18 protein-coding genes are annotated in these 20,485 nt (G+C 66.5%); 2 read left to right on the forward strand and 16 right to left on the reverse strand.

Annotated elements, in window-relative coordinates:
- Window positions 1-127: 127 nt before the first annotated feature.
- A complete protein-coding gene (locus tag ACFOYW_RS17280; protein WP_390231899.1) occupies window positions 128-643 on the forward strand; it encodes a DUF2493 domain-containing protein in 516 nt (171 codons plus the stop codon).
- 184 nt (window positions 644-827) lie between these two features.
- Here the strand turns inward: ACFOYW_RS17280 and istB are convergent, their stop codons facing one another.
- The 14 genes from istB to ACFOYW_RS17350 form a co-directional block, all read right to left on the reverse strand.
- Entirely contained in the window at window positions 828-1,616 is a 789-nt protein-coding gene (istB, locus tag ACFOYW_RS17285) for an IS21-like element helper ATPase IstB (protein WP_390231902.1), read from the reverse strand.
- Window positions 1,616-2,812: an IS21 family transposase gene (gene istA, locus ACFOYW_RS17290; RefSeq protein WP_390232001.1), complete on the reverse strand. Its 1,197-nt coding sequence runs from the start codon at window positions 2,810-2,812 to the stop codon at window positions 1,616-1,618. Before istA ends, istB begins: the two co-directional genes overlap by 1 nt.
- A gap of 48 nt (window positions 2,813-2,860) precedes the next feature.
- Window positions 2,861-3,247, reverse strand: coding sequence for a hypothetical protein (locus tag ACFOYW_RS17295; RefSeq protein ID WP_390231905.1), 387 nt, complete (start codon window positions 3,245-3,247; stop codon window positions 2,861-2,863).
- A 60-nt stretch (window positions 3,248-3,307) separates the two neighbouring features.
- Window positions 3,308-4,009 (reverse strand): hypothetical protein, encoded by a 702-nt coding sequence (locus ACFOYW_RS17300; RefSeq protein ID WP_390231907.1) that lies wholly within the window; start codon window positions 4,007-4,009, stop codon window positions 3,308-3,310.
- A 1,083-nt stretch (window positions 4,010-5,092) separates the two neighbouring features.
- On the reverse strand, window positions 5,093-6,187 hold the full coding sequence (locus ACFOYW_RS17305) for an enolase C-terminal domain-like protein (protein ID WP_390231910.1): 1,095 nt from the start codon (window positions 6,185-6,187) through the stop codon (window positions 5,093-5,095).
- A gap of 120 nt (window positions 6,188-6,307) precedes the next feature.
- Window positions 6,308-8,143: a thiamine pyrophosphate-requiring protein gene (locus ACFOYW_RS17310; RefSeq protein ID WP_390231913.1), complete on the reverse strand. Its 1,836-nt coding sequence runs from the start codon at window positions 8,141-8,143 to the stop codon at window positions 6,308-6,310.
- A gap of 220 nt (window positions 8,144-8,363) precedes the next feature.
- On the reverse strand, window positions 8,364-9,983 hold the full coding sequence (locus tag ACFOYW_RS17315) for a GMC family oxidoreductase (RefSeq protein WP_390231916.1): 1,620 nt from the start codon (window positions 9,981-9,983) through the stop codon (window positions 8,364-8,366).
- Window positions 9,980-10,633 (reverse strand): gluconate 2-dehydrogenase subunit 3 family protein, encoded by a 654-nt coding sequence (locus ACFOYW_RS17320; RefSeq protein WP_390231917.1) that lies wholly within the window; start codon window positions 10,631-10,633, stop codon window positions 9,980-9,982. The genes ACFOYW_RS17315 and ACFOYW_RS17320 overlap by 4 nt, the downstream gene beginning before the upstream one ends.
- On the reverse strand, window positions 10,630-11,091 hold the full coding sequence (locus tag ACFOYW_RS17325) for a hypothetical protein (RefSeq protein WP_390231920.1): 462 nt from the start codon (window positions 11,089-11,091) through the stop codon (window positions 10,630-10,632). The genes ACFOYW_RS17320 and ACFOYW_RS17325 overlap by 4 nt, the downstream gene beginning before the upstream one ends.
- 32 nt (window positions 11,092-11,123) lie before the next feature.
- Window positions 11,124-11,999 carry an alpha/beta fold hydrolase gene (locus ACFOYW_RS17330; RefSeq protein ID WP_390231922.1) on the reverse strand — a complete coding sequence of 292 codons (876 nt, stop codon included), beginning with the start codon at window positions 11,997-11,999 and terminating at the stop codon, window positions 11,124-11,126.
- Window positions 11,996-12,409 (reverse strand): cytochrome c oxidase subunit 4, encoded by a 414-nt coding sequence (locus ACFOYW_RS17335; protein ID WP_390231925.1) that lies wholly within the window; start codon window positions 12,407-12,409, stop codon window positions 11,996-11,998. The genes ACFOYW_RS17330 and ACFOYW_RS17335 overlap by 4 nt, the downstream gene beginning before the upstream one ends.
- Window positions 12,406-14,025 carry an aa3-type cytochrome oxidase subunit I gene (ctaD, locus tag ACFOYW_RS17340; protein ID WP_390232004.1) on the reverse strand — a complete coding sequence of 540 codons (1,620 nt, stop codon included), beginning with the start codon at window positions 14,023-14,025 and terminating at the stop codon, window positions 12,406-12,408. The genes ACFOYW_RS17335 and ctaD overlap by 4 nt, the downstream gene beginning before the upstream one ends.
- Before the next feature lie 80 nt (window positions 14,026-14,105).
- Entirely contained in the window at window positions 14,106-15,122 is a 1,017-nt protein-coding gene (locus tag ACFOYW_RS17345) for an SDR family oxidoreductase (RefSeq protein WP_390231928.1), read from the reverse strand.
- A 48-nt stretch (window positions 15,123-15,170) separates the two neighbouring features.
- On the reverse strand, window positions 15,171-16,937 hold the full coding sequence (locus ACFOYW_RS17350; protein ID WP_390231931.1) for a glycoside hydrolase family 15 protein: 1,767 nt from the start codon (window positions 16,935-16,937) through the stop codon (window positions 15,171-15,173).
- A gap of 68 nt (window positions 16,938-17,005) precedes the next feature.
- Here ACFOYW_RS17350 and ACFOYW_RS17355 point away from each other — a divergent pair, with 68 nt between their 5' ends.
- Window positions 17,006-17,365: a hypothetical protein gene (locus tag ACFOYW_RS17355; RefSeq protein ID WP_390231934.1), complete on the forward strand. Its 360-nt coding sequence runs from the start codon at window positions 17,006-17,008 to the stop codon at window positions 17,363-17,365.
- A gap of 469 nt (window positions 17,366-17,834) precedes the next feature.
- On the opposite strand, the gene ACFOYW_RS17360 is transcribed toward ACFOYW_RS17355, so the two are convergent.
- Both ACFOYW_RS17360 and ACFOYW_RS17365 read right to left on the reverse strand, forming a co-directional pair.
- Window positions 17,835-18,092, reverse strand: a complete 258-nt coding sequence (locus ACFOYW_RS17360) for a hypothetical protein (protein WP_390231936.1) — start codon at window positions 18,090-18,092, stop codon at window positions 17,835-17,837.
- 157 nt (window positions 18,093-18,249) lie between these two features.
- Window positions 18,250-20,475: a transglycosylase domain-containing protein gene (locus ACFOYW_RS17365; RefSeq protein ID WP_390231939.1), complete on the reverse strand. Its 2,226-nt coding sequence runs from the start codon at window positions 20,473-20,475 to the stop codon at window positions 18,250-18,252.
- Window positions 20,476-20,485 lie beyond the last annotated feature (10 nt).

A 20,485-nucleotide genomic window follows, 5' to 3' on the forward strand; every position in this document is an offset into this window, starting at 1 on the left:
AGGCCTTGCCCGCCTTCATCGACCATTACAACCTAGACAGAGCCCACCTCGGCATCGAAGGCAAACCACCCATCGACCGAATCAACAACGGTCGAGGTCAGTACATCTAGCGCGCCAGGCGTTCGTCGTGACGGTGGAGACACGCATAGATGAGGGCATGGAACCCGCTCCCGCCCCTGTGCGCATCCTGGTCACCGGAAGCCGGGAACTGACCGACCGCGAGCTGGTGCGCGCCGCGCTGAACGCGGCTGTCCGGGATCTACGAGCTGCCGGGCATCTCGGACCGGTTGTCGTGGTCCACGGTGACGCGCGAGGCGCGGACCGCATCGCCAGGGACCTCGCACGGTCAGCGCGGGTGGCCGACGAGGCTCACCCCGCGGACTGGGACGGGCTCGGGAAGTCCGCTGGCCACACGCGCAACCAGGCGATGGCCGACTGCGGCGCGAGCGTGTGCCTCGCGTTCCTTCGCGACGGGGCGGCGAATCGGCACCCGGGACATGATGCGGCGCGCACGCGCGTCCGGCATCCCTGTGAGGGAGCACTGGCAGGGGTAGCGGGCATCGCCTTCCGGAGGGACACCTCAGGCTGTGCCACGCACGTGGTCACGGTGTTGACCTCCAGCAGCCGTGAGAACGGGATCTAGGACCTTCTGAGCCGGGGTCTTATTTCGAACGATGTGGGATGAGGCACGAGGCGATGGGTCAGGAAGTCAGACTCCCTGGCGTGTTCCCGCGATTCGATTCTTGAAGCGCGGCACTCGGGTGTCGACGACGTTTGAAATGTGGGCCGATGTGACGGTCGAAAAGTAGGCCACCGGTTCGTCGTGTTCAGTCTGCCGTGTCGTGGGTTTTGATGCTGGGGAGGCTGTCGATCCCGCGGCCGCGGAGCCGGTAGCTGGCACCTTTGAGGGTGAGGACGTCGGCGTGGTGCACGATGCGGTCGATCATCGCGGCCGCGACTGCTTGGTCGCCGAACACGCCGCCCCAGCCGGAGAACGGCAGGCTGCTGGTGAGGATCAACGAGGCGTGCTCGTAGCGGGAGGAGACCAGTTGGAAGAACAGGTTCGCGGCGTCCTGCTCGAAGGGCAGGTAGCCGACCTCGTCCACGATGATCAGCCCGTAGCGCTTCAGCCGCGCGAGCTCGGCCGGGAGCCGGCCCTGCCGGTGCGCATCCGTGAGCCGGGTCACCCAGTCGGTTGCGGTGGCGAACAGCACCCGGTGCCCGTGCCGGGCCGCGACGATCCCGAGGCCGGTGGCCAGATGGGTCTTCCCGGTTCCGGGCGGCCCGAGGAGCACAACGTTGCGCGCCTCGGCGAGGAACCCGCCGGAGGCCAATGCCGCGACCTGCTGCCGGCTGCCGGGCTGCGCGTCCCAGTCGAAGTCCTCGAGGGTCTTACGGGCGGGGAAGCCAGCGGCGCGGATGCGCAGCTCGGCGCCGGAAGCGTTGCGTGCTGAGACTTCCCGCTCAAGGACAGCGGCGAGGTAGTCCTCGAACGACCAGCCGGCATCCCGGGCCTGATCGGCCAGACGCGATGCGGCCTCGGTGATCCTGGGTGCTTTCAGCGCCCCGGAGAGGTAGGCGATCTGCTTGACCGCCTCGCTCGAGATGGCGCTCATCAGGCCACCTCGCCGGTGAGCCCGAACGCCCGGTCGTAGTCGGCCAGATCCCGGCCGAGGTCATCGCCGAGCACGGGCTTGGGCTGCTGGAACTGCGTGCGCATGAGCTTCGCGGTCTCCACATGCGCCGGGTCGGTGATCGTCATCCCGCGTGCCCACACACGAGCGTGGTCGGCGATGATGCGGCCCTCCAGCCGCACGCGCACCCGGTCGAGATCGGCAGCCACATCGACCATGCGTCCGATCGCGTGCGGATCGACCGAGTAGTCACTCCCGGCGAGGCGCACGTAGTAGTCGCGTCCGAGTCGGAACCGTTCGCGCCAGCCGAGCTGCAGCGGGATCGGCGGCAGTGGCAGCATCCGGGAGCGATCGTGCTCGATCAGATCGATCGGCCGCGCCATGATCGTGCGCACCAGCCGCGCGTTCGCCTTCTCGAGCCACTCGGCCAGCTGCGTGTTGAAGTCCTGCGGCGAGGCGAAGGCGCGACCGGGCATGAACGAGGTCTCGAAGAACCCGTTGTGCCGCTCCACGATGCCCTTGGACTCCGGATCGTACGGTTTCAGCTGCACGATCCTCGCAGCCAGCGTCCCAGCGAACGAGGACACCCCCTCGGCCAGGCGCCCCCTTTGCCCGATCCCGGACTCGTTGTCCCAGATCAGCCTCCTCGGCACCCGGCCCAGCTGCCGGATCAGCTCCCACGACCCCAAAAGCAGATCCTCGGTCTTACGCGACGGGATCATCCGGGCGGTGAGGAACCTCGAGTGCGCGGCCACGATCACCAGCACCGGCAGCAACGCGGCCGACCCGTCCTCGAGCGGGATGCGCTGCGGCGGGAACCACAGATCGCACTGCACCGCATCGCCGGCCGCCCACGTAAGTCGATCCGCGGGATCGACCGGGCGGTGCTCGGGCCGCAGCCGCTGCACGTTCTGACGGAACCAAGTGATCGACCCCGACCACTCCAGCCGCTCCGCGATCACCATGGCCGGCATCTCCGGGTGCTCCTCAAGCAGCGCCCGCACCCGTGGCTCAAACGGCGTAAACGACGTCGGAACCGCCTTGCGCTCGTACTTCGGCGGCCGCTCCGACGCCACCGCAGCCGCGACCGTCTTCCGTGCGATGCCCAACTCTCTCGCGACCCGACGCTGCGGAACACCCTCCGCGACCAGCCGCCGGATCAACGCCCAATCCTCCAAGGAGGTCACCCATCCAATCTGTCTGGATGGCCTACTTTTCAACCGTCGCTATGGCCTACATTTCGAGCGTCGTCGACACAGACGCCCCCACCCACTGAGTCCACGGTGCAGCAGACCTGATCGGCGAATCTCAGTGATCGGGTTCATGTGCAGCCGGCGAGGTTCCAGAGACGTCCCCGTGAGCGTGACTGATGCAATGCCACTCTGGTGGTAATGCAGTTTCGGCCGCTCGTCGAGGGTGACGAAGTCGGTGGCTTTGTCGAGCAGGTACCTCGGAGTGACGCCGTATGTCCATCGTGCGTTGGCGATCTTGGCGGGCGACACGAAGATGCCGCCGTCGCGAATCATCCCGATCGCGCAGATCGGCTTGAACTCGCCCCGTGCACCGCGCGCGACACCGAAGCGAAACGGCTTCGCACGCGGGACCACATCCATGGGGTGAACGTAGCGTGCTCGGCCGACATTGCCTGGCAATCTCGGACGACGAGCTTGACGTCAAACCGAGGAGACGCGACGGATGGTGGCCCATGGGCTGATCGGCTGCATCGCCTGGACGTACTCGTAAGGATGCTCCTCGATCTGCTGAAGGTCGCCGGTCGCGTCTCTCGCCCAATCCCGACCTGCAGCGTCGCGGAAAGCTATCGCGGCTTCCACATGGATATGCATTCCACCGCCGGGATAGCCCGGAGCCCCGGCTACAGCCCACATGCCCGGCGGGAGACGGTTGATGAAGAGGAGCGCGTCGTTGGAGTTCCACTCCCCCTTGAGGAAGCCGGTACCCGCCCCGTAGGCGACGCCGTAGCCGATCACGACGTCGTAGATGGCACCGGTCGAAGCGTTCGAGAGCATAACGTCACCGCGGCCCGACCCCTCGTCCTGGTCGAGCCAGACCGTGATCAGCTCGGCCTGGGCCCGAAGATCGGCTTCACGGCTTCGACGAAGCTCGTCTTCCGCTCTTGCTGTGACTTCACGCGATCGCTTCCGATCGACGAGGGCCAACCAAAGCGACACGAGCAACGCCGCGATCGCCACGATCGCCGTAATAACGGTCGCCAAAGCGCCGCCGGCTTGCGCAGCAAGCGCCAGCCAGTCATAGCCGTCATGTCCGAAGAAGACTGATGGGACGATCACATGTCGAGCTTCGCAGCTTGCCGTGCACAACGTGGGCACGAACAGCGCCCGATCCACGATCGTCACGGCGCCAAACCGCTCCGCGTGAAGGAGTTGCTTCGCCTGAGGCGAGAGCACGTCTGAGAATCACGACCGCCACCTCCATGCTGAACAAGAAGTGAATCCGGCGCCGCGATAAGCGCTGACATGGGCACCTGAGATCAAAAACCCCTGCGATCCGCCGAGAATCGGCGAGTGCGCCCGAATCAATCGGCGAACAGTCGAATACTTATCGAACCCCATGCACATCGATCCGCAAAGTGGCGATCAAATAGCGGCTTGATCAGGGCTCCTGGTGGATCTGAGGGGACTCGAACCCCTGACCCCCTGAAGAATCCTGACCGCCTCTGGTGTGGCGGCATGGGGGCCACGGTTTCGAGTCTTCTCGGCAAAACTCCTGATAGATCTGGCCATTCACGGAGCCAGTTCTTGACCTCTTTATTAAGCATCGTGCCACCTCGGTCGCTCTGGAGCCAGTTCGATGAGGCTGAACTGTCGAATAACTGTCGACTGCGCCCCACCACAGACTGGACGTGACCTTTGGGGCATCGCGGTTGCCGTGCTCGCGCTCACTGCCGCATCTACAGCACGAAATCGACAAGCGGTCAGTCAGCGTTCGATGTGCCGCGACTCGCTGCAACGAGCCATATACCGCGTCGCAATCGACGATGAGATCTCTTCGCACGTGAGCACGTTGTTAGCGCCTCTCGACCGCAGCGCGGGTCGCGCAATCGCCCAACCAGTGCGTGTTGCGCCGCACCGCCGTGGTGGACGACGACGGAGAAGGATGAGTGTCCAAGCAGCAATAGAGAACAAGGTCTACGACCTTATGTCTGATCGACGTCCGTGTAGTCGGCGACTGCGATTGATTCCAGCAACTCCTCGTACACCCTTAGGTCGACTGGGAGCGCGGTGCCTGTTGCTTGAAGGCGCCGGAACAGGCTCATCGCGAAGGAGATCAGTTGAACGCCCGGTTCGCTGAACGTCAGCCCTGGCGTGAGCGGCTTACTCGTGGATGATGCGGGTCAGCCTCCCTTTGTAACAAGGTGTCTGCATCACACAGCCCCAAGAGCACACCACTCACGCCGATGCTCTCCGGTTCGATTGCACTCATGTGCGGAACTCTTCTGCGCGATCCGAGACGCTGAGTCCGTGACCGGGCAGGTCGTGCGGTACCAGGGCGCCGGACCGAACGTGGAGGGTGCCGTCGAACAACAGCGGTTCGATCCGGGCGTGGTCGTGGAAGTACTCAAGGTGCCGGGCGTTCGGGCTGGCGCACACGGCGTGTGCACTGAGTTGGGGTGCGCAGTGCGCCGAGATCTCGACGCCGTGGGCAGCGGCGACTGCCGCGCCCTGAAGCCAGCCAGTGAATCCACCGCAGCGAGTGACGTCCAACTGCAAACAGTCCACGGCTCGTGCTTCGAGGAGGCGCGCTGCGTCCTGGACGCGCCAGCAGTATTCGCCTGCGGCGATATCCATCCGGCTGCTTGAGCGAATGTCGGCGAGCTCCTCGGGCATGTCCGAGGAGACCGGCTCCTCGAACCAGCGCACCCCGAATTCCTGGAGTGCGCGCTCCATGCGGCGGGCCTGGGACGGCGTGTAGCCGCCGTTGGCGTCGACGAACAGCTCGACAGACGGCCCAATCGCCTCGCGGGCCAGACGTACGCGGTGCAGATCGCGGCTTTCAGCGCCGCCTCGGGACTCGCCGATTTTGATCTTCGCAGCCGTCATCCCCGCGGCAACCCAGCCGCGCAACTGCTGGGCCATGGTCGAGTCGTCGTACGTCGTGAAGCCGCCACTGCCGTAAGCCCGCGCCGAGGGCGAGGCGCGGCCGAGAAGAGCAAGTAGCGGCACGTCGAGGAGGCGTGCCCGCAAATCCCACAGTGCGACATCCATCGCGGACAGGGCGCACGCGACCAGGCCGTCGCGGCCGGTGTTGCGGACCTTGTGCTCCAGCACCGCCCTGATCGCAGGTAACTCCTCGGGGCGACGCCCTCTCACCAGAGGTGCGAGCATATGCTCTATGACATCGGCGGCGCCGGCCTCGCAGTAGCTGTAGCCGAGACCTTCGGTACTGCCGGCGGCGACCGTCGCGACGACGATCGTGGTCTCAGCCCATTCGGCCGTTCCGTCCGCTTCCGGCAGATCTGTCGGCACGCGGTACACATTGGTCTCGATTCGATCGATCGCCGCTGATGCCACCACCGGTTTCTCCTCTCTTTTCTTTCACCGGAGGCCACGCGCCTTAGGGAGGATTCACGCGGCTCCGACCCCAGCAACACCCAGTCGGTGGATGAAACTAGCCTGTGGCCGCACCGGGGGTGCCTATTCGCGTTGCCCGGGATCGTTCTTGCCGAGGTGGAGCGCGCTCTTGGTTCGGTGGAGGGCTTCGCTGGCCAGCGCCTCGGCGCTGTCGACCAGCGTGGGGACTTCCAGTGGGTCGGCCTTGAGCATCGCCTTCATCATGTTGTTGCGATACTGCTTCGTGATCTTCGGCGGCAGCGGGGGCGCGTTGCGGGTCACATACGCGTCGATCAGTGTGGGGCCGTCGTGCGCGAATGCCTCGTCCCATGCTGCGCCGGCATCCTCGTCGCTCCTCAGGCGGATCCCTTTGAAGCCGAGCAACTCGGCGTAGCCGGCATAGTCGACGGATTCGACGTCTTGCGCCGTCCGCCAAACAGGGTTGGCATCCTCGGTGCGCATCTCCCACGACACCTGCGACAGGTCATCGTTATGGAGCACAACAACGATGAATTGCTTGTTCGGCCACCTCTCCTGGTACTTCTTGACCGTGATTAGCTCGTTCATGCCGAGCATCTGGAAGGCGCCGTCCCCGATGGTGCAGATCACGGGCCGCTCGGGGTATGCGAATTTCGCGGCGATCGCATAAGGCATCGCGGCGAGCATGCTCGCCAGGCGCCCCGAGAGGTCGCCGCGCATGCCGCGGCGCAGGCGAATGTGCTGCGCATACCAGTCCGCGGTCGTCCCGGCGTCCGCGGTCACGATCGCGTTCTCGGGCAGCCGTTCGTTCAGCTCGAAGTACACCCGGCGCGGGTTCCCACCGTCGGGGAAGCCGAGCATCGCCTGTGCATGCAGCTCTTGCTCGGCCTGCGTCCATTCCTTGGCGATCTGCTCCTGCCAGGACAGGTCTTCCTGCTGCACGAGCATCGGCAGCAGGGCGGACAAGGTCGCACCGACATCGCCCCATAGATTCACCTCGGTCGGATAGCGTATGCCGAGCTGCTCGGGCTTGAGATCGACCTGTACGGCACGAGCCTGGCCCGTCTTTGGCAGGAACTCCCCGTACGGGTAGTTGGTGCCGAGAAGGACGAGCGTGTCGCATTCCGTCATCTGCCGGTAGCTGGGAAGCGTGCCGAGCAGGCCCACCTGCTGGGTATGGAACGAGACATCCGAGGGGATGACGTCCTTGCCGCGCAGCGCGGTGACGATCCCAGCGCCGACCCGCCGCGCTGCCTCCACGACGAGGTCGGTGGCTCCCCGTGCGCCAGCGCCTACGAGGAACGTCACCTTGCGGCCTTCGTTGATGACCTGTGCCGCCCGCTGGATGTCCGAAGACGGAGGCGTGATCTTCGTCGATGCCGCCGCGCTGCTGGATCGCGACACCCAATGCGCGGCCGCGGGCTCGGTCATCTCCATGCCCTGAACGTCGTGCGGCACAACGACGATAGCCGGCTGCAACCGGGTAGTCGCGGTCCGGAATGCGGTGTCGATCACGGCCTGCGCCTGCTCGGGCGACACGATCGTCTTCACGTATGCGGCAACGTCCGCGAACACCACCTCAAGGTTGCTCTCCTGCTGCGTGAAGGTTCCCAGCGCGTCAAGGCCTTGCTGGCCGACGATCGCGACGACCGGCACATTGTCCATCTGCGCGTCATACAGCCCGTTCAGCAGATGGAACGCGCCGGGGCTGGACGTGGCGGCGCACACTCCGACCTCGCCGGTGAACTTCGCATGTGCCGTCGCCATGAACGCCGCGATTTCCTCATGCGTCGGCCGGACGTAGTCCAACCCGGTACCGGCCCGCTCGGCGCGGCCCAGCGCCCCGTCGAAATCGCCAATGCCATCCCCGGGATATCCGAAGATGCGGCTTACGCCCCACTCTCTGACGCGTTGAATCAGGAAGTCGCTCACTGTGGTCATCAGGATTCCCCCTTTGCCGCTGTGGTTTCACCGCGCTGCCTGCGACACGGAGCGAGCCTCGGACTCGTGCACACCGGAATCTGCATGGATTGCATACGCGCAGCAGTTGGAGTGAAGCATGCTTGAGTTGCGGACGCGCCCGGCTTGCGCCCGTGTTCGATAGGGAGAGACAATCGGCCTCCTCGCATCTGCAAGCACCGAGGCGATCCACTCAGCCCGGTCACGCCGCAGCCAGGTACCCCGCCGTCCGCGCGGCGATGGCCATGATGGTCAGCGCCGGGTTGGCGCTGCCTTGTGTCGGCAGCACGCTGCCGTCCGCGATGAACAGGTTCGGCACGGCGAAGGAGCGACCGTACCGGTCGACGACGCCCTCCTGTTCGCTGGCGGCCATGCGGGCTCCGCCGACGAGGTGCGCGTATCGATTGATCGTGATGACCTCGTCAGCGCCCGCAGCCTTCAGGATGCGCTCCATCACGGCTGTGGCGGCCTTCACGAGCTGCTTGTCGTTCTCGCACTGGCTATAGGCCATGTGCGCGATCGGCATGCCGTTGCGGTCCTTCTGGTCCGCGAGCGTGATCCGGTTCTCAGGCAGCGGGAGGAACTCGCACAGGGCGCCGAGCACAGACCAGTGCACGTAGTCAGACATGTAGTTGCGCAGATCCCTGCCCCAGTGCCCCTGCGCCATCACGTGTTCCGCCCAGGTAATCGGTAGCGGCGAGACGGTCTGGATCGAGAAGCCACGCTTGTAGGACTTCGTCGGGTCGGTCTCGTAGAACGCCTCGGTGCTCACCTCCGGCGGCGGGGCCTTGAACATGCGGATCTCCTCGTCGAACCGCCCCGCCGTCTGCGGCGCTCCCTGCACCATCAAGTAGCGACCCACCTGGTCGAAGTCATTGCAGAGCCCGTCAGGGAACCGCGCCGAGGCCGAGTTGAGCAAGAGCCGCGGCGTCTCGATCGAGTAGCCGGCGACCACGACGATGCGGGCGCGCTGGAAGCGCTGGCGGCCGTCGCGGACGTAATGGACCCCTGTGGCGCGCCCGGTCCGCTCGTCGATTTCGACGCGCGTGACCATGCAGTCGGGGCGAATCTCGGCGCCGTGAGTGAGCGCGTCGGGGATGTGCGTGACGAGCGGAGAGGCTTTCGCGTTCACCTTGCATCCCTGCAAGCAGAAGCCGCGGTAGATGCAGTGCGGCCGGTGCCCGAAACGGCCGTTCGAGATGGCGACGGGTCCAACCTTCGCTTCGATGCCGGCAGCTTGTGCGCCACGCAGGAAGATCTCCCCGTTGCCGCCGACAGGGTGCGGCCGCTGCGGATAATTGTGCGGGTCGCCCCACGGCCAGTCCTCGCCGGCAACTGGCAACTCGGCTTCGATCTGCTCGTAGTAGGGCTTGAGGTCGTCGTAGTCGAGCGGCCAGTCCGCTCCGACGCCGTCCTGAGTGAGTGTGCGGAAGTCGCTGGGATGGAATCGCGGCGTGTACCCCGCGTAGTGCACCATTGAGCCGCCGACTCCGCGGCCTGAGTTGTTGGAGCCGAGCGGTACCGGGTCGGATCCTCCGATCTGCCGCGGTTCGGTCCAGTACAGCTTGTGGGAGCCGGCCTCGTCGCTGACCCAGTCCTGCTCCGGATCCCAGAACGGTCCGGCATCCAGGGCCACCACTTTCCATCCGGCCCGGGCGAGCCGCTGGGCGACGGTCGAACCGCCGGCGCCGGCTCCGACGATGACGGCATCCACCTCGTCCTCATCGTCGAAGCGACGCATCTGCTCGCGTAACTGGGTGGGGAACGCACCGCGCGGGGTGAGCAGCCATGCCGACTCGTTGCGGTCCCGTACCCGGCTCACGGCGCGCTCCGGTGCACGGGGTCGTCGCCGGGCATCGCGTCGGGTACCTCGTACGGTTCGCGTTTCCCGACTCCGGCAGCTTTGTAACCGCGGGGATACGCCGGGCCGCTGAATCCGATCTCGTTCCATGCCCACGGGTGCGAGTAGAAAGCAGTGGCGGCGTAGCGCGTCCACAGGCTCCACACCTGGGCGCGCGGCAGTCCGTGCCAGGTCTTCTCCTCAGACGTCTGAATCGCTAGTAACAGCGCGTGCTGCTCATCCCACTCGCAGTACGCGAAAGCCGCGCCGTGAGCCCCCTGGGCATCCTCGTCGAGACCAGCGAGTGAGCACCGCCACGCCTCCCGGTCCGGCGGCATCGTGTCGTAGTGCCAGCCGTCGGTCTCATCTTCAGCCAAGCGCGAGTCCACCATGCGCACCACGTCGACGGACTGCTCGCCGGGTGACGGGCGCTGGTCGAGCAGTTGATCGAACAGGCTCTTGGCCGCAGCCTCCTCCTCGATCGTGAAGAAGCGCACCGGCGGCAACGCGTGCATGCGGCCCGTGATCGCCGCGCGGGTGGCGTCGTCCCAGTGCGCCGATTGGTCGAGCACATTGAAGCCGGGAAAACGTGGGCCGACGGCGCCGGCCGGCAGCGGAGTGCGTTCGCTCATCGCTCCCTCCGCAGCACCGCGGCGAGCAGACCCATGCCCCCGACGAGCGTGACCAGGAGCGGCGCGAACAGGGGCGGCCCCATCTCGACGTTGTAGCGGAAGTTGCGCCACCCGCCGGGCCGCTGTGCCACCCCGCGGGCGTGCAGCACGGTACCTTGAAGCCCGTTGGCGATGATGACGGCGGATGCCAGGGGCAGCACGGTCTTGGCCATCGTCTTACTGCGATAGCCGGCCAGTCCTGCCAGGGCGCCCACTGGGCCGATCACGATAGGCGCCCACATCCAGCGGTTGCCGAAGCTCGCACGATCATGCTCGAAGAAGATCTCGGCGGTCGTCACGGCGGCGCCCATCGCGGTCAGTACGGAGAGCAGCCGTTCGAACCGGCCATGCCTGATCTCGTGGACTTCCCGCGCGGCGGCGCGCGCTGAATTGGCTGCTTTCGTCGTCTTCCGTTTCACGCTTCTCCTCACATTCGTAGGTCTCTTGAGTGCTACTCGTGCGCCGCATCCGCAGCGGTGGGCGACGTGACGGTGTCACCGGTGGCGAAGTCCAGGACGCGGGCCCAGTCCGATGCGATGGTCATGGCGGCTGTTTCTGCAATGACCTCGACATGCGGATGCGGAAGCCGCCGCGCGAACCACTTCGCGTCTGAGGGGCCGAGCCGCTTGTCGCGTGCGCCGTAGAGGACGAGGGTGCGCGCTCGAAGGGAGCGCGCCGCCGGTGCCCAGCCGCCTCGGTGTAGGGCCCGGCGGTCGAACTCGATGCCGGCCTCGCCCTGTGCGACGGCCTGGTCGAGCATCCGTTCGCAGCGCTGCTCGGTGCCGGAAAGGCGCAGCGCCTCGTCTTCGTCGCCAGCGCCCAGCAGGGACAACGCCTTGATCCTGGTGCCGCCGAGTAGTGCCGCGCGTGCTCGAAGCGGGTCGCGGTGCTGCGGGATCCAGGCGCGAGTGCGGCGGATGACGATGTCGTGTAGCCGGTTTTTCGGTGCTGCCGTCTGCACGAGCGCGACGCGCGCGATGGCGTCGGGGCGCTCCGCGGCGACGCGCAGCGCGATGAGGCCGCCGTAACCCCAGCCGATGACGGCGTCGATGCGAGCTCCGGCACCGGTCAGCTCGTCGAGGACGGCAAGCTCGGCGAGGTGCGGCTCAGCGAGCGGCGATATCCGCGGGGAGCTTGCCCCGTAGCCAGGACGATCCGCGGAGACGATCCGGACGGACCTCTGGCCGGTGATGACCGGATCGGGATCGAAGCCGGACGCTCCCGGTGTGGGATGGCACAGCAGGACAGTGTGTTGGGCGGCCGGGTCGCCGAGGGTGGTCATGCCGACCACGCCGCCGGTGGCGAGTTGCAGGAGGCGTGCGCTCATCGGGCGTGGAATCCGCGGTAATACTCGTAGACCCACCCGACGAGTGCGACGGCTACCAGCGCGCCGCCGATCATGACCATCCAGATGCCGATGGCGAAGCCGAGGAAGACCACGAAGCAGGAGGTGGCGAGAGCGAAGGGCCACCAGCTCCAGGGGCTGAAGAAGCCCATCTCCGGGTCGCCATCCTCGATCGACGCGTCGGCGCGATCCTGCGGGAGACGGTTCGGGGCGGAACTCGAGACGGTGAGGTAGAACGCCAGCAGCACACCGAAGATGAAGCACAGGCCCATAGCGACGGTTCCGGTCCATTCGATGCGGCCCTGATCGTGCAGCGTCCAGAGTCCATAGCCGATGTCCTCGAGGAGGAAGAAGCCGGCAAGGCCCCAGAACAGCAATGCGCTCGCCCTCATCGCTGAGCCCCTTCCGGCACGGCGATCGGAGCGGCCTCCGGATGGTTCAAGTCGAAGGCCGGAGACTCAGAACGGATGCGGGGCATGCTCGTGAAGTTGTGCCGAGGCGGCGGGCAACTCGTCGCCCACTCCAACGACCGGCCGTACCCCCACGGGTCATTCACCTGCACCTTTGGCGCATGCCGCCAGGTGACGTACACGTTGAGGAAGAACGGCAGCATCGACGCGCCAATAAGCATCGATCCGATCGTGGAGAGCTGGTTCATCCAGGTGAAGCCGTCAGATGCGGAATACGTGTAGTAACGCCGCGGCATGCCGTCCACACCCAGCCAGTGCTGGATGAGGAAAGTCGTGTGGAACCCGATGAACAGGATCCAGAAGTGCCAGACGGCGAGCTTCTCGCCCAGCATCTTGCCCGTCCATTTCGGCCACCAGAAGTAGAAGCCGGAGAACATCGCGAACACGACCGTCCCGAAGACGACGTAGTGCAAGTGCGCGACCACGAAGTAGGTGTCGGAGACGTGGAAGTCCAGCGGCGGCGAGGCGAGGATCACACCGGTCAGCCCTCCGAAGAGGAAGGTGATGAGGAATCCGATGGCGAACAGCATCGGCGACTCGAACGTGAGGTGACCGCGCCACATGGTCCCGATCCAGTTGAAGAACTTCACCCCTGTCGGCACCGCGATGAGCATCGACATGAGCGAGAAGAACGGCAGCAGCACGGCGCCGGTGACGAACATGTGGTGGGCCCACACGGTCACGGAGAGAGCGGCGATGGCGAGTGTCGCGTAGATCAGGCCCTTGTAGCCGAAGACCGGTTTGCGGCTGAAGACCGGGAACACCTCGGTGACGATGCCGAAGAACGGCAGGGCGACGATGTAGACCTCCGGGTGGCCGAAGAACCAGAACAGGTGCTGCCAGAGCAGGGCGCCCCCGTTGGCGGCGTCGAAGATGTGGGCACCGAGCATCCGGTCGGCGCCGGCTGCGAAGAGGGCTGCGGTGAGAACCGGGAAGGCCAACAGCACGAGGATCGCGGTGACGAGGGTGTTCCAGCAGAAGATCGGCATGCGGAACATGGTCATGCCGGGGGCGCGCATGGTGACGATGGTCGTGATGAAGTTCACCGAGCCGAGGATCGTGCCAAAGCCCGAGAGGATGAGCCCGAACACCCACACGTCGCCGCCCAGCCCGGGCGAGAACGTCGACGAGGCCAGCGGCTGGTACGCGAACCAGCCGAAATCCGCGGCACCTCCCGGCAGCAGGAATCCGAGGACCACGGTCAGCGCCCCGTAGGCATACAGCCAATAGGACAGCGCGTTGAGTCGCGGGAAGGCCACATCGGGGGCGCCGATCTGCAACGGCATGATCACATTCGCGAAGCCGGCGAACAAGGGCGTGGCGAACAGCAGCAGCATGATCGTGCCGTGCATCGTGAACAGCTGGTTGTAAACCTCTCCGGTCGGAACGAACCGCTCCCCCGGCTCGAACAGCTGCACCCGCATCAGCAACGCCAGCACCCCGCCGATCAAGAAGTAGACGAACGAGGTGGTGAGGTACAGGTAGCCGATGACCTTGTGGTCGGTCGCGGTGAGGAGGCCGAGGATGCGGTCGCCCATCGCGAGCGCGCGGCGCTGCCCGCGTACATCGCGTGCGGCCGCGTCGGCGTCCCGCACGCTCTGCATGAGCCGGGACGCTTTCATCGCCTGCTCCGAAGCGCTGTGCTTCCGCCCACCGCGGCGGCGGCGAGAGCGGCTCCTGCAGCCGCCCATGCCGCGGTGCGGTGGGTGATTGCCCAGGTTTGCGGAGAGGTGCGGCGAGCCCGGTCGTCGAAGATGCCGTGCGCGCCTTGGTCACCCGGGACGGGTTCGTAGAGGTTCACGCCGATCTGAGCCTCACGCTTGTCGGGGGCCTGCTGGCCGGAGTACCCCGTCCGAGCGAGGTACCAGTCCGCCACCCGGGTGGACAGCCGGTTGCCGATGATCGTCGCCACGGTCATCTCTCCCACCCAGGTCCGCCGCCTGGGATGCTCGGCAACGTGTGCGACGGCGCGGGCCCCGACTTCGGGCTGGTAGATGGGTGGGACGGGTTGAGGATGATGCGGCAGGGCGTTTCTCACCCAGTTGAACTGGATCGTGTTCAGCGCCGGCATATCAACCTCCGACAGCTTGACCCTACTGCCGTTGTGGAGCAGCTCGGTCAGCACGGATTCGGTGAAGCCTTTGATCGCATGCTTTGCGGCGCAGTACGCGGCCTGCAGCGGGATGCCGCGGTGGCCGAGAGCCGAGCCGACCTGGATGACGTGGCCGTGGTCGCGCGGGACCATGCGTTTCAGTGCGGCGCGGGTGCCGTTCACGAATCCGAGATAGACGACCCGGGTGGCGCGGTCGAAGTCCTCCGGATCGGTTTCGAGGAACTCCCCGAACACGCCGGTCATCGCGTTGTTGACCCACAGTTCGATCGGGCCGAGCGCCTGCTCGATCCTCTCGGCGGCGGACTCCACCTCGTCGTTGACGCTGACATCCGCGAGGACCGCCAAGCCGCGGCGACCCGCAGCCTCGACGTCCTCAAGCGCGGCCGCAGCACCGTCATTACCGCGGGCAAGGACGGCGACATCCCATCCTCGAGCCGCGAGCTCACGCGTGATGGCACGCCCGAGACCCGCAGATCCGCCGGTGACGACGGCCACCCGGCTGCGCGCATCAGAAAACTGCATCTCGTCCTCTACTCCTTCGGTAACCGGCACTGTTTTCGCCCATGTCTGTCACGCCTGCCCTGCGCTGTGATCTCGGTGAGGCTCGGCGAGGGCTCGCGCGGTCTCGGCGAAGAAGGCGTGCACGAACGCCTGCGGCACGTTGCCTCGGCTCTGCCGTTGCAGGACGTCCCATTCTTCGGAGAAGAGACCTGCCGGTCCGCAGCAGCCGCGGACGCGCTCGAACCACCTAGTGGCCTCCACGTCACGGCCCTGCTGATGCAGGGACAGCGCCATCATGAGGCTGCACAGCAGGAAAGCTCCTTCCTCGTCCCCTAACTGGCCGTTCTGCGGGAAGCGATACAGGTATTCCTCGCTGGCCAGCTCGCCCAGCGCTGCCGAGACCGTCGACAGGGCTCGCGGATCCTCCCAGGCGACCGCTCCGCGGATCGCCGGCAGAAGCAGCGCCGCATCGATGCCGGGATCGTCGGCTGCCCGTTGCCATCTTCCGCTGGCGTGCACACCTCGGTTGCCCACCTCGGCGAGGATCCTGTCCGCGAGCGCCGCCCACTGCGCCCCGCGCCCTGAGGGTGCGTGGGCAGCTACGGCGCGCAGCCCGGCGACGCAGGCCAGTCGGGAATGCGTCCACCACCGCGCCTTAAGCTCCCAGATTCCCGCATCCGGCTCGTCCCAACGTGCGGCGATTGCATCCACTGCCACTTCAACCGCCGGCCACATCTCCACGTCCAAACGGTCAAGGCGCGCTGCAGTGCCGAAGAGCGAAAGAGCCTCGCCGAAGGCATCGAGCTGGAATTGCTGGTTGGCCCGGTTGCCGGCGATCGCCACTCCGCCGGGATAGCCAGGCAGCGGCAGTCTCTTCTCATCCGGCACGGGACCGCCGTCGACGGCATAGGCCGGCTTGAGTCCGGGGCCGTCCTGCTGCAGCCGGTCGGCGACAAAGCTGACGGCATTGTCCAGCAGTGCATAGTCCCCGAGCGAGGCCATGCTCTGGCCGGTGAAGCACTGGTCCCGAATCCACGCGTAGCGGTAGTCGTAGTTGCGCCCCTGCTCGGCTCTCTCCGGCAGCGACATCGTCGCGGCGGCGACCATGCCGCCGTGTGAGCTGGTGAGCCCCCGCAGGACCGCCCGGGCGTGGTGCACGTCCCGATCCGCGACGGTACCGTGCGTCTCCGGCACCTCGCTACGCCACCGCTCCCGCGTGGCCGTCCATAGCCGCTCCTCCTCCGCCGGCTCCTCGGCGAGAACCCCGCCTGCGATCTCCAGCACCACGTCGTGCTGCTCCCCCGCGGCAACCGTCAGCACCGCTTCTAGGCCGCCATCCGCACTCAGACGTGCATCCTCGAGCCCCTGCACGCGGAACGAAAGACCGCTACCGTGCCCCTCCCACAGCGTCCTTCCGCTACGGCTCCACGAGACCCGGTGTCTTCCGTACCCCGGGCGCGGGTGCAGCACGATCCGAACGCGGCAGTCCCCTTCGCCCGCCACGACACGCCGCAGCAGCACGAGGCGGTCCTGCTCACCGGGGAACGCGAGCGCCTCCTGGCACTCGACAATGTGGGCGTCCTCGACCCACCGGCTGTGCCACACCAGAGTCCCCGGCTCGTAGTACCCGCCCCACACATAGTCATCCGCGTCCGGAGTGATGGCGAAGAGGCTGTCACCGCCCAGCAGCCGAGAGAAGACCGCCGGCGAATCCCAGCGCGGAGCGCACAACCACACGACCTCCCCCCGAGGGCCCATGATCGCCCCGCGCTCCCCGTCCGCGATCAGCGCGTAGTCCCGGGCGACGTGCAGGCCGTAGCCGGTCGCGCCGGTCACGTTACAGCCCCGCTCGGGGATTGAGATCCCGCAGATGCGGACACTCTCCCGGACAAAACTGACCGCCCGTGTCCGAAGGAACGCCGTTGCTCACCACCACACTGGAAATCGCCCGCGCCGCAGCCGGCCTGCTGTGCGCGACCCAGGCCGACACAGATCCGGTCGTCCGCCGCGGCACGAAGATCGCCGGCGCCAGGCACATCGTCCAAGCGGCCCTCACCATCGCGGCACCCGAGCTGCGAACCCTGGGCCTGCTCACCGACGGCCTGCACGCCGCGTCCATGCTCGTTGTCGCGGCATCCCCGCGCTACCGCCGCCCAGCGCTGAGCCAAGCGGTGCTCGCCGCCGCGTTCGCGGGCGCCGAACTCTGGACGGTGCGCCACCACGCCGCACAACACACCCGCAAGCGCCGCTGTCGGCGTCCATAGCGTTGTCGACATCGGCCCACCACCTCAGCTTGACGCTTGCACGTACGCAACACTTGCAATGCTGCACACAATCGCCAGCAGGGCCAACGGCTTGCGCAGCAACGGTCGGCACGGTAGACACGGGCCCGAGCGCGCCGGGGGGCTCAGGCAGCTTTGAAGGCGCTATTCCAGCGCGGTCGCGCGGAACGCGCCACCGGTTCCCAACTGCGACGTTCCGCTCAGCTGGCACCTCGGCCCTGGCGCACCAGGATGCGCGACAGCCGGTCGTCTTGCATCATCCGAAACCGCGCGCCGAACTGCCTCCGAGCTCCTCGTTCGCGACCGATCCTGCACCTAACGCCGTGCCGACGTTGAGACAGAGCAAGCGATGCCAGGCGTCATCACTTTGGTCGCCCGGCTGAGGCTGTCGCCGCACGGCTTCGCGGGTCGCCGCTACGTCAAGCGGCCAGGACGCAGGGAAGCGCGCGTTTTACCTCTCGTCTTCCGGGTTGCTGTCGGATGCGGGGCCATCATTGCCGACATCGCCGCCGACCCAGAAGCCCGCCCCATCCACGAAACCCTGCCAGGGGTGCGGCGTACGGGCGCGCTGATACTGCGGCGTCTCGGCGTCCGTGTGAGAGCGCGAGCGCTCACGCTCCCTGACATGGCCACCGAAGAGGAGGACGCAAGCGGCCACCAGTCCAAAGGCTGCGATCAGCAGCAGCACGAAGAGCGCGACCGCAGACATCGCCACGGTATCGATACCTGACTCAGGACTCATAAGCGTTGCTCCCTCCCCTCGAGTCGTCGCGGCGACAGATGCCGCCGTTCATTGCACAACAGCATTATTTGTATGAATGCAGTAATCGTCTAGTCTCTGGGGCCGAGGGCTCCGCGGTTTTCGGCTACGGTTTGGTACCCGTCGTTGTCGGCGATGAGGTGGCGCTGGGCTGCGGGGATGCGTCGGGCGTGCTCGTTGCGGTCGGGCTCGGCGTGGGTGTGCGGGTCGGCGCGGCGGGATACCCGACGAGGGCGGTGTCGGGACTGGGGAGCGTGGTGCCGCCGAGTTGGCTGTCGAGGACTGGCAGGAGCTGCCTGGCGATGGAGAATTTGGCGTCGTAGCCGTTGGTGCCGGCCAGGAGCGGCCAGGTGCCGAGGTGGACTTTGCCTGCGACGTTGCCGACCCAGGTGGAGTTGGTGTATTTCGTGGTGGAGGTGATGAGCCAGTTCTGCTCGTCGTAGTCGCTGGTTCCGGTCTTCGCGAAGTGCGGGGTGCCGTCCGCCGGGTTGGCGGTCTCGGCGGTCCCGCCGCGTCCGAGGACGCCGCGCAGGTCGTATTCGACGGTGTTGGCGATGTTCGTCGGAATCGCCTGGGTGCAGTGGGGGGTCGTGAACGGGATGGCCTTGCCTGCGGGGTCGGTGATCTTCGTGATCGCGGTCGGGGTGCACACGATGCCGCTGTCGGCGAAGCCGGCGTAGGCCTCGGCCATGGTCAGCGGGGAGATGGCGTTCACGCCGAGGATCATCGAGGGGAACTCCTTGAAAGTGCCGCCCGGGTCGGCAAGGTGCACTCCCATGTCTGTGGCGATGTTGTAGATGTCGCAGAGGTCCAGCTGGGTGCCCATCTTCGCGAAGGCGGTGTTCACAGACTGCGCGGTGGCCTGAAGCACGGTGAGGTTGGGGGCGGCGGGGTCGGCGTTGCTGACGTGCCATTCTCCGGTTCCCAGGTTTTCGCAGCTGTTGGCGAAGTCGCCGAAGGGGAACTGGTGCTGGGTGGTGGAGACGGTCTCCTCGAGGGTGTGCCCGGCTTCCAGCCACGCGGCCAGGGTGAAGGCTTTGAAGGTGGAGCCGGTCTGGAATCCGATGGAGCCGCCGTAGTCCTTGTCGGTGTTGTAGTTGACGGACGTTCGGCCGTCTGCCTGCTGGTTGCTGTAGCTGGTGTTCTGCACCATGGTGAGGACGTTCCCGGTGCCGGGCTCGACCGTGACGTTCGAGCCGCCGAGCTTCACCCCGGCAGCGGTGGCCGGGACGTAGCTGCTCAGCGCCTTCTGCGCGGAAGCTTGCAGGCCAAGGCGCAGCGGGGTGTAGATCCTGAGTCCTCCCGTGTTGAGCGCGCCGATCCGGTCGGCACGGGTCTTCCCGAAGGCGGGGTCATTCTCCAGCTGGTCGCGCACGTAGGAGCAGTAGTACGCCGCGTCGTACTTCGCGGCTGCCGCGCAACCGGAGGTCAGCGGGGTGATCTTCGGGGAGACCGGGGTCTTTTGCGCGGTCTTCAGCTGGGCTTCGGTGATGGAGTGGTGGGCGTACATGCGCGCCAGGACGTAGTTACGGCGCGCGAGGGTGAGCTTGTACCCGTTGGCTGCCCCGTTGGCGGTGTTCTTCGGCTGGTCGATGCGGAGGTTGTCCGGGTTGTTGAGGATCGCCACGAGGGTGGCGGCCTCGTCCAGGGTGAGGTGGGCGGCATCCGTGTCGAAGTAGTAGCGGGCGCCGGCCTGGACGCCGTAGACGGTGCCGCCGAGGCCGACGATGTTGAGGTAGCCGGTGAGGATCTGCGACTTCGTGTACTTCTGGTTCAGCGCCGAGGCGTAGCGGATCTCCTGCAGCTTCCGCTGCGGCGTGATCGCGGTGGCCTTCTTGTAGCACGCAGTGACTTGCGCCGTTGGACCCAGTTGTTCGCATTCCTGGATGCGGACGTTCTTCACGTACTGCTGCGTGATGGACGATCCTCCCTGCACGTCATCGCCGTGACCGAACGCGGTGGCAAGCGCCCCGCGGATGGTGCCGATGACATCCGTGCCGCCTTCGGAGTAGAACCTGGGGTCCTCGGTGTCGATGGCCGCGTCCTTCACCAGCGGGGAGATCTGGTCGGCGTCGACCTCGATGCGGTCCTCGGAGTAGAAGGAGGCGATCGCGATCTGCTTCCCGGCCTGGGTGGCGTACATGGTGCTGACCTGCTCCGGGGTGCCGATCTTGAGATCCGCGGGGAGCGCGAAGTACGCGCTCGCGGCGGTGTTCACGCCATGCGCACTGAGCATCGCACCGGGCACGGCCACGGCGGCGAGGAACACTCCGGCGACCGCGCTGAGCGCAAGGAAGCCGAACAGCCCGGACAAACGAATGAGCACCCTCACCAGCTCCTCC

Source organism: Gryllotalpicola reticulitermitis, assembly GCF_042651345.1.
GTDB classification, from domain to species: Bacteria; Actinomycetota; Actinomycetes; order Actinomycetales; family Microbacteriaceae; genus Gryllotalpicola; species Gryllotalpicola reticulitermitis.

Coding starts and splice junctions, on each gene's coding strand:
- istB (WP_390231902.1), bottom strand. CDS start 1,616: ATGAGCGCCATCTCGAGCGAGGCGGTCAAGCAGATCGCCTACCTCTCC.
- ACFOYW_RS17295 (WP_390231905.1), bottom strand. CDS start 3,247: ATGGATGTGGTCCCGCGTGCGAAGCCGTTTCGCTTCGGTGTCGCGCGC.
- ACFOYW_RS17310 (WP_390231913.1), bottom strand. CDS start 8,143: ATGACCACAGTGAGCGACTTCCTGATTCAACGCGTCAGAGAGTGGGGC.
- ACFOYW_RS17320 (WP_390231917.1), bottom strand. CDS start 10,633: ATGAGCGAACGCACTCCGCTGCCGGCCGGCGCCGTCGGCCCACGTTTT.
- ACFOYW_RS17330 (WP_390231922.1), bottom strand. CDS start 11,999: ATGAGCGCACGCCTCCTGCAACTCGCCACCGGCGGCGTGGTCGGCATG.
- ACFOYW_RS17335 (WP_390231925.1), bottom strand. CDS start 12,409: ATGAGGGCGAGCGCATTGCTGTTCTGGGGCCTTGCCGGCTTCTTCCTC.
- ctaD (WP_390232004.1), bottom strand. CDS start 14,025: ATGGGCGACCGCATCCTCGGCCTCCTCACCGCGACCGACCACAAGGTC.
- ACFOYW_RS17345 (WP_390231928.1), bottom strand. CDS start 15,122: ATGCAGTTTTCTGATGCGCGCAGCCGGGTGGCCGTCGTCACCGGCGGA.
- ACFOYW_RS17360 (WP_390231936.1), bottom strand. CDS start 18,092: ATGTCTGCGGTCGCGCTCTTCGTGCTGCTGCTGATCGCAGCCTTTGGA.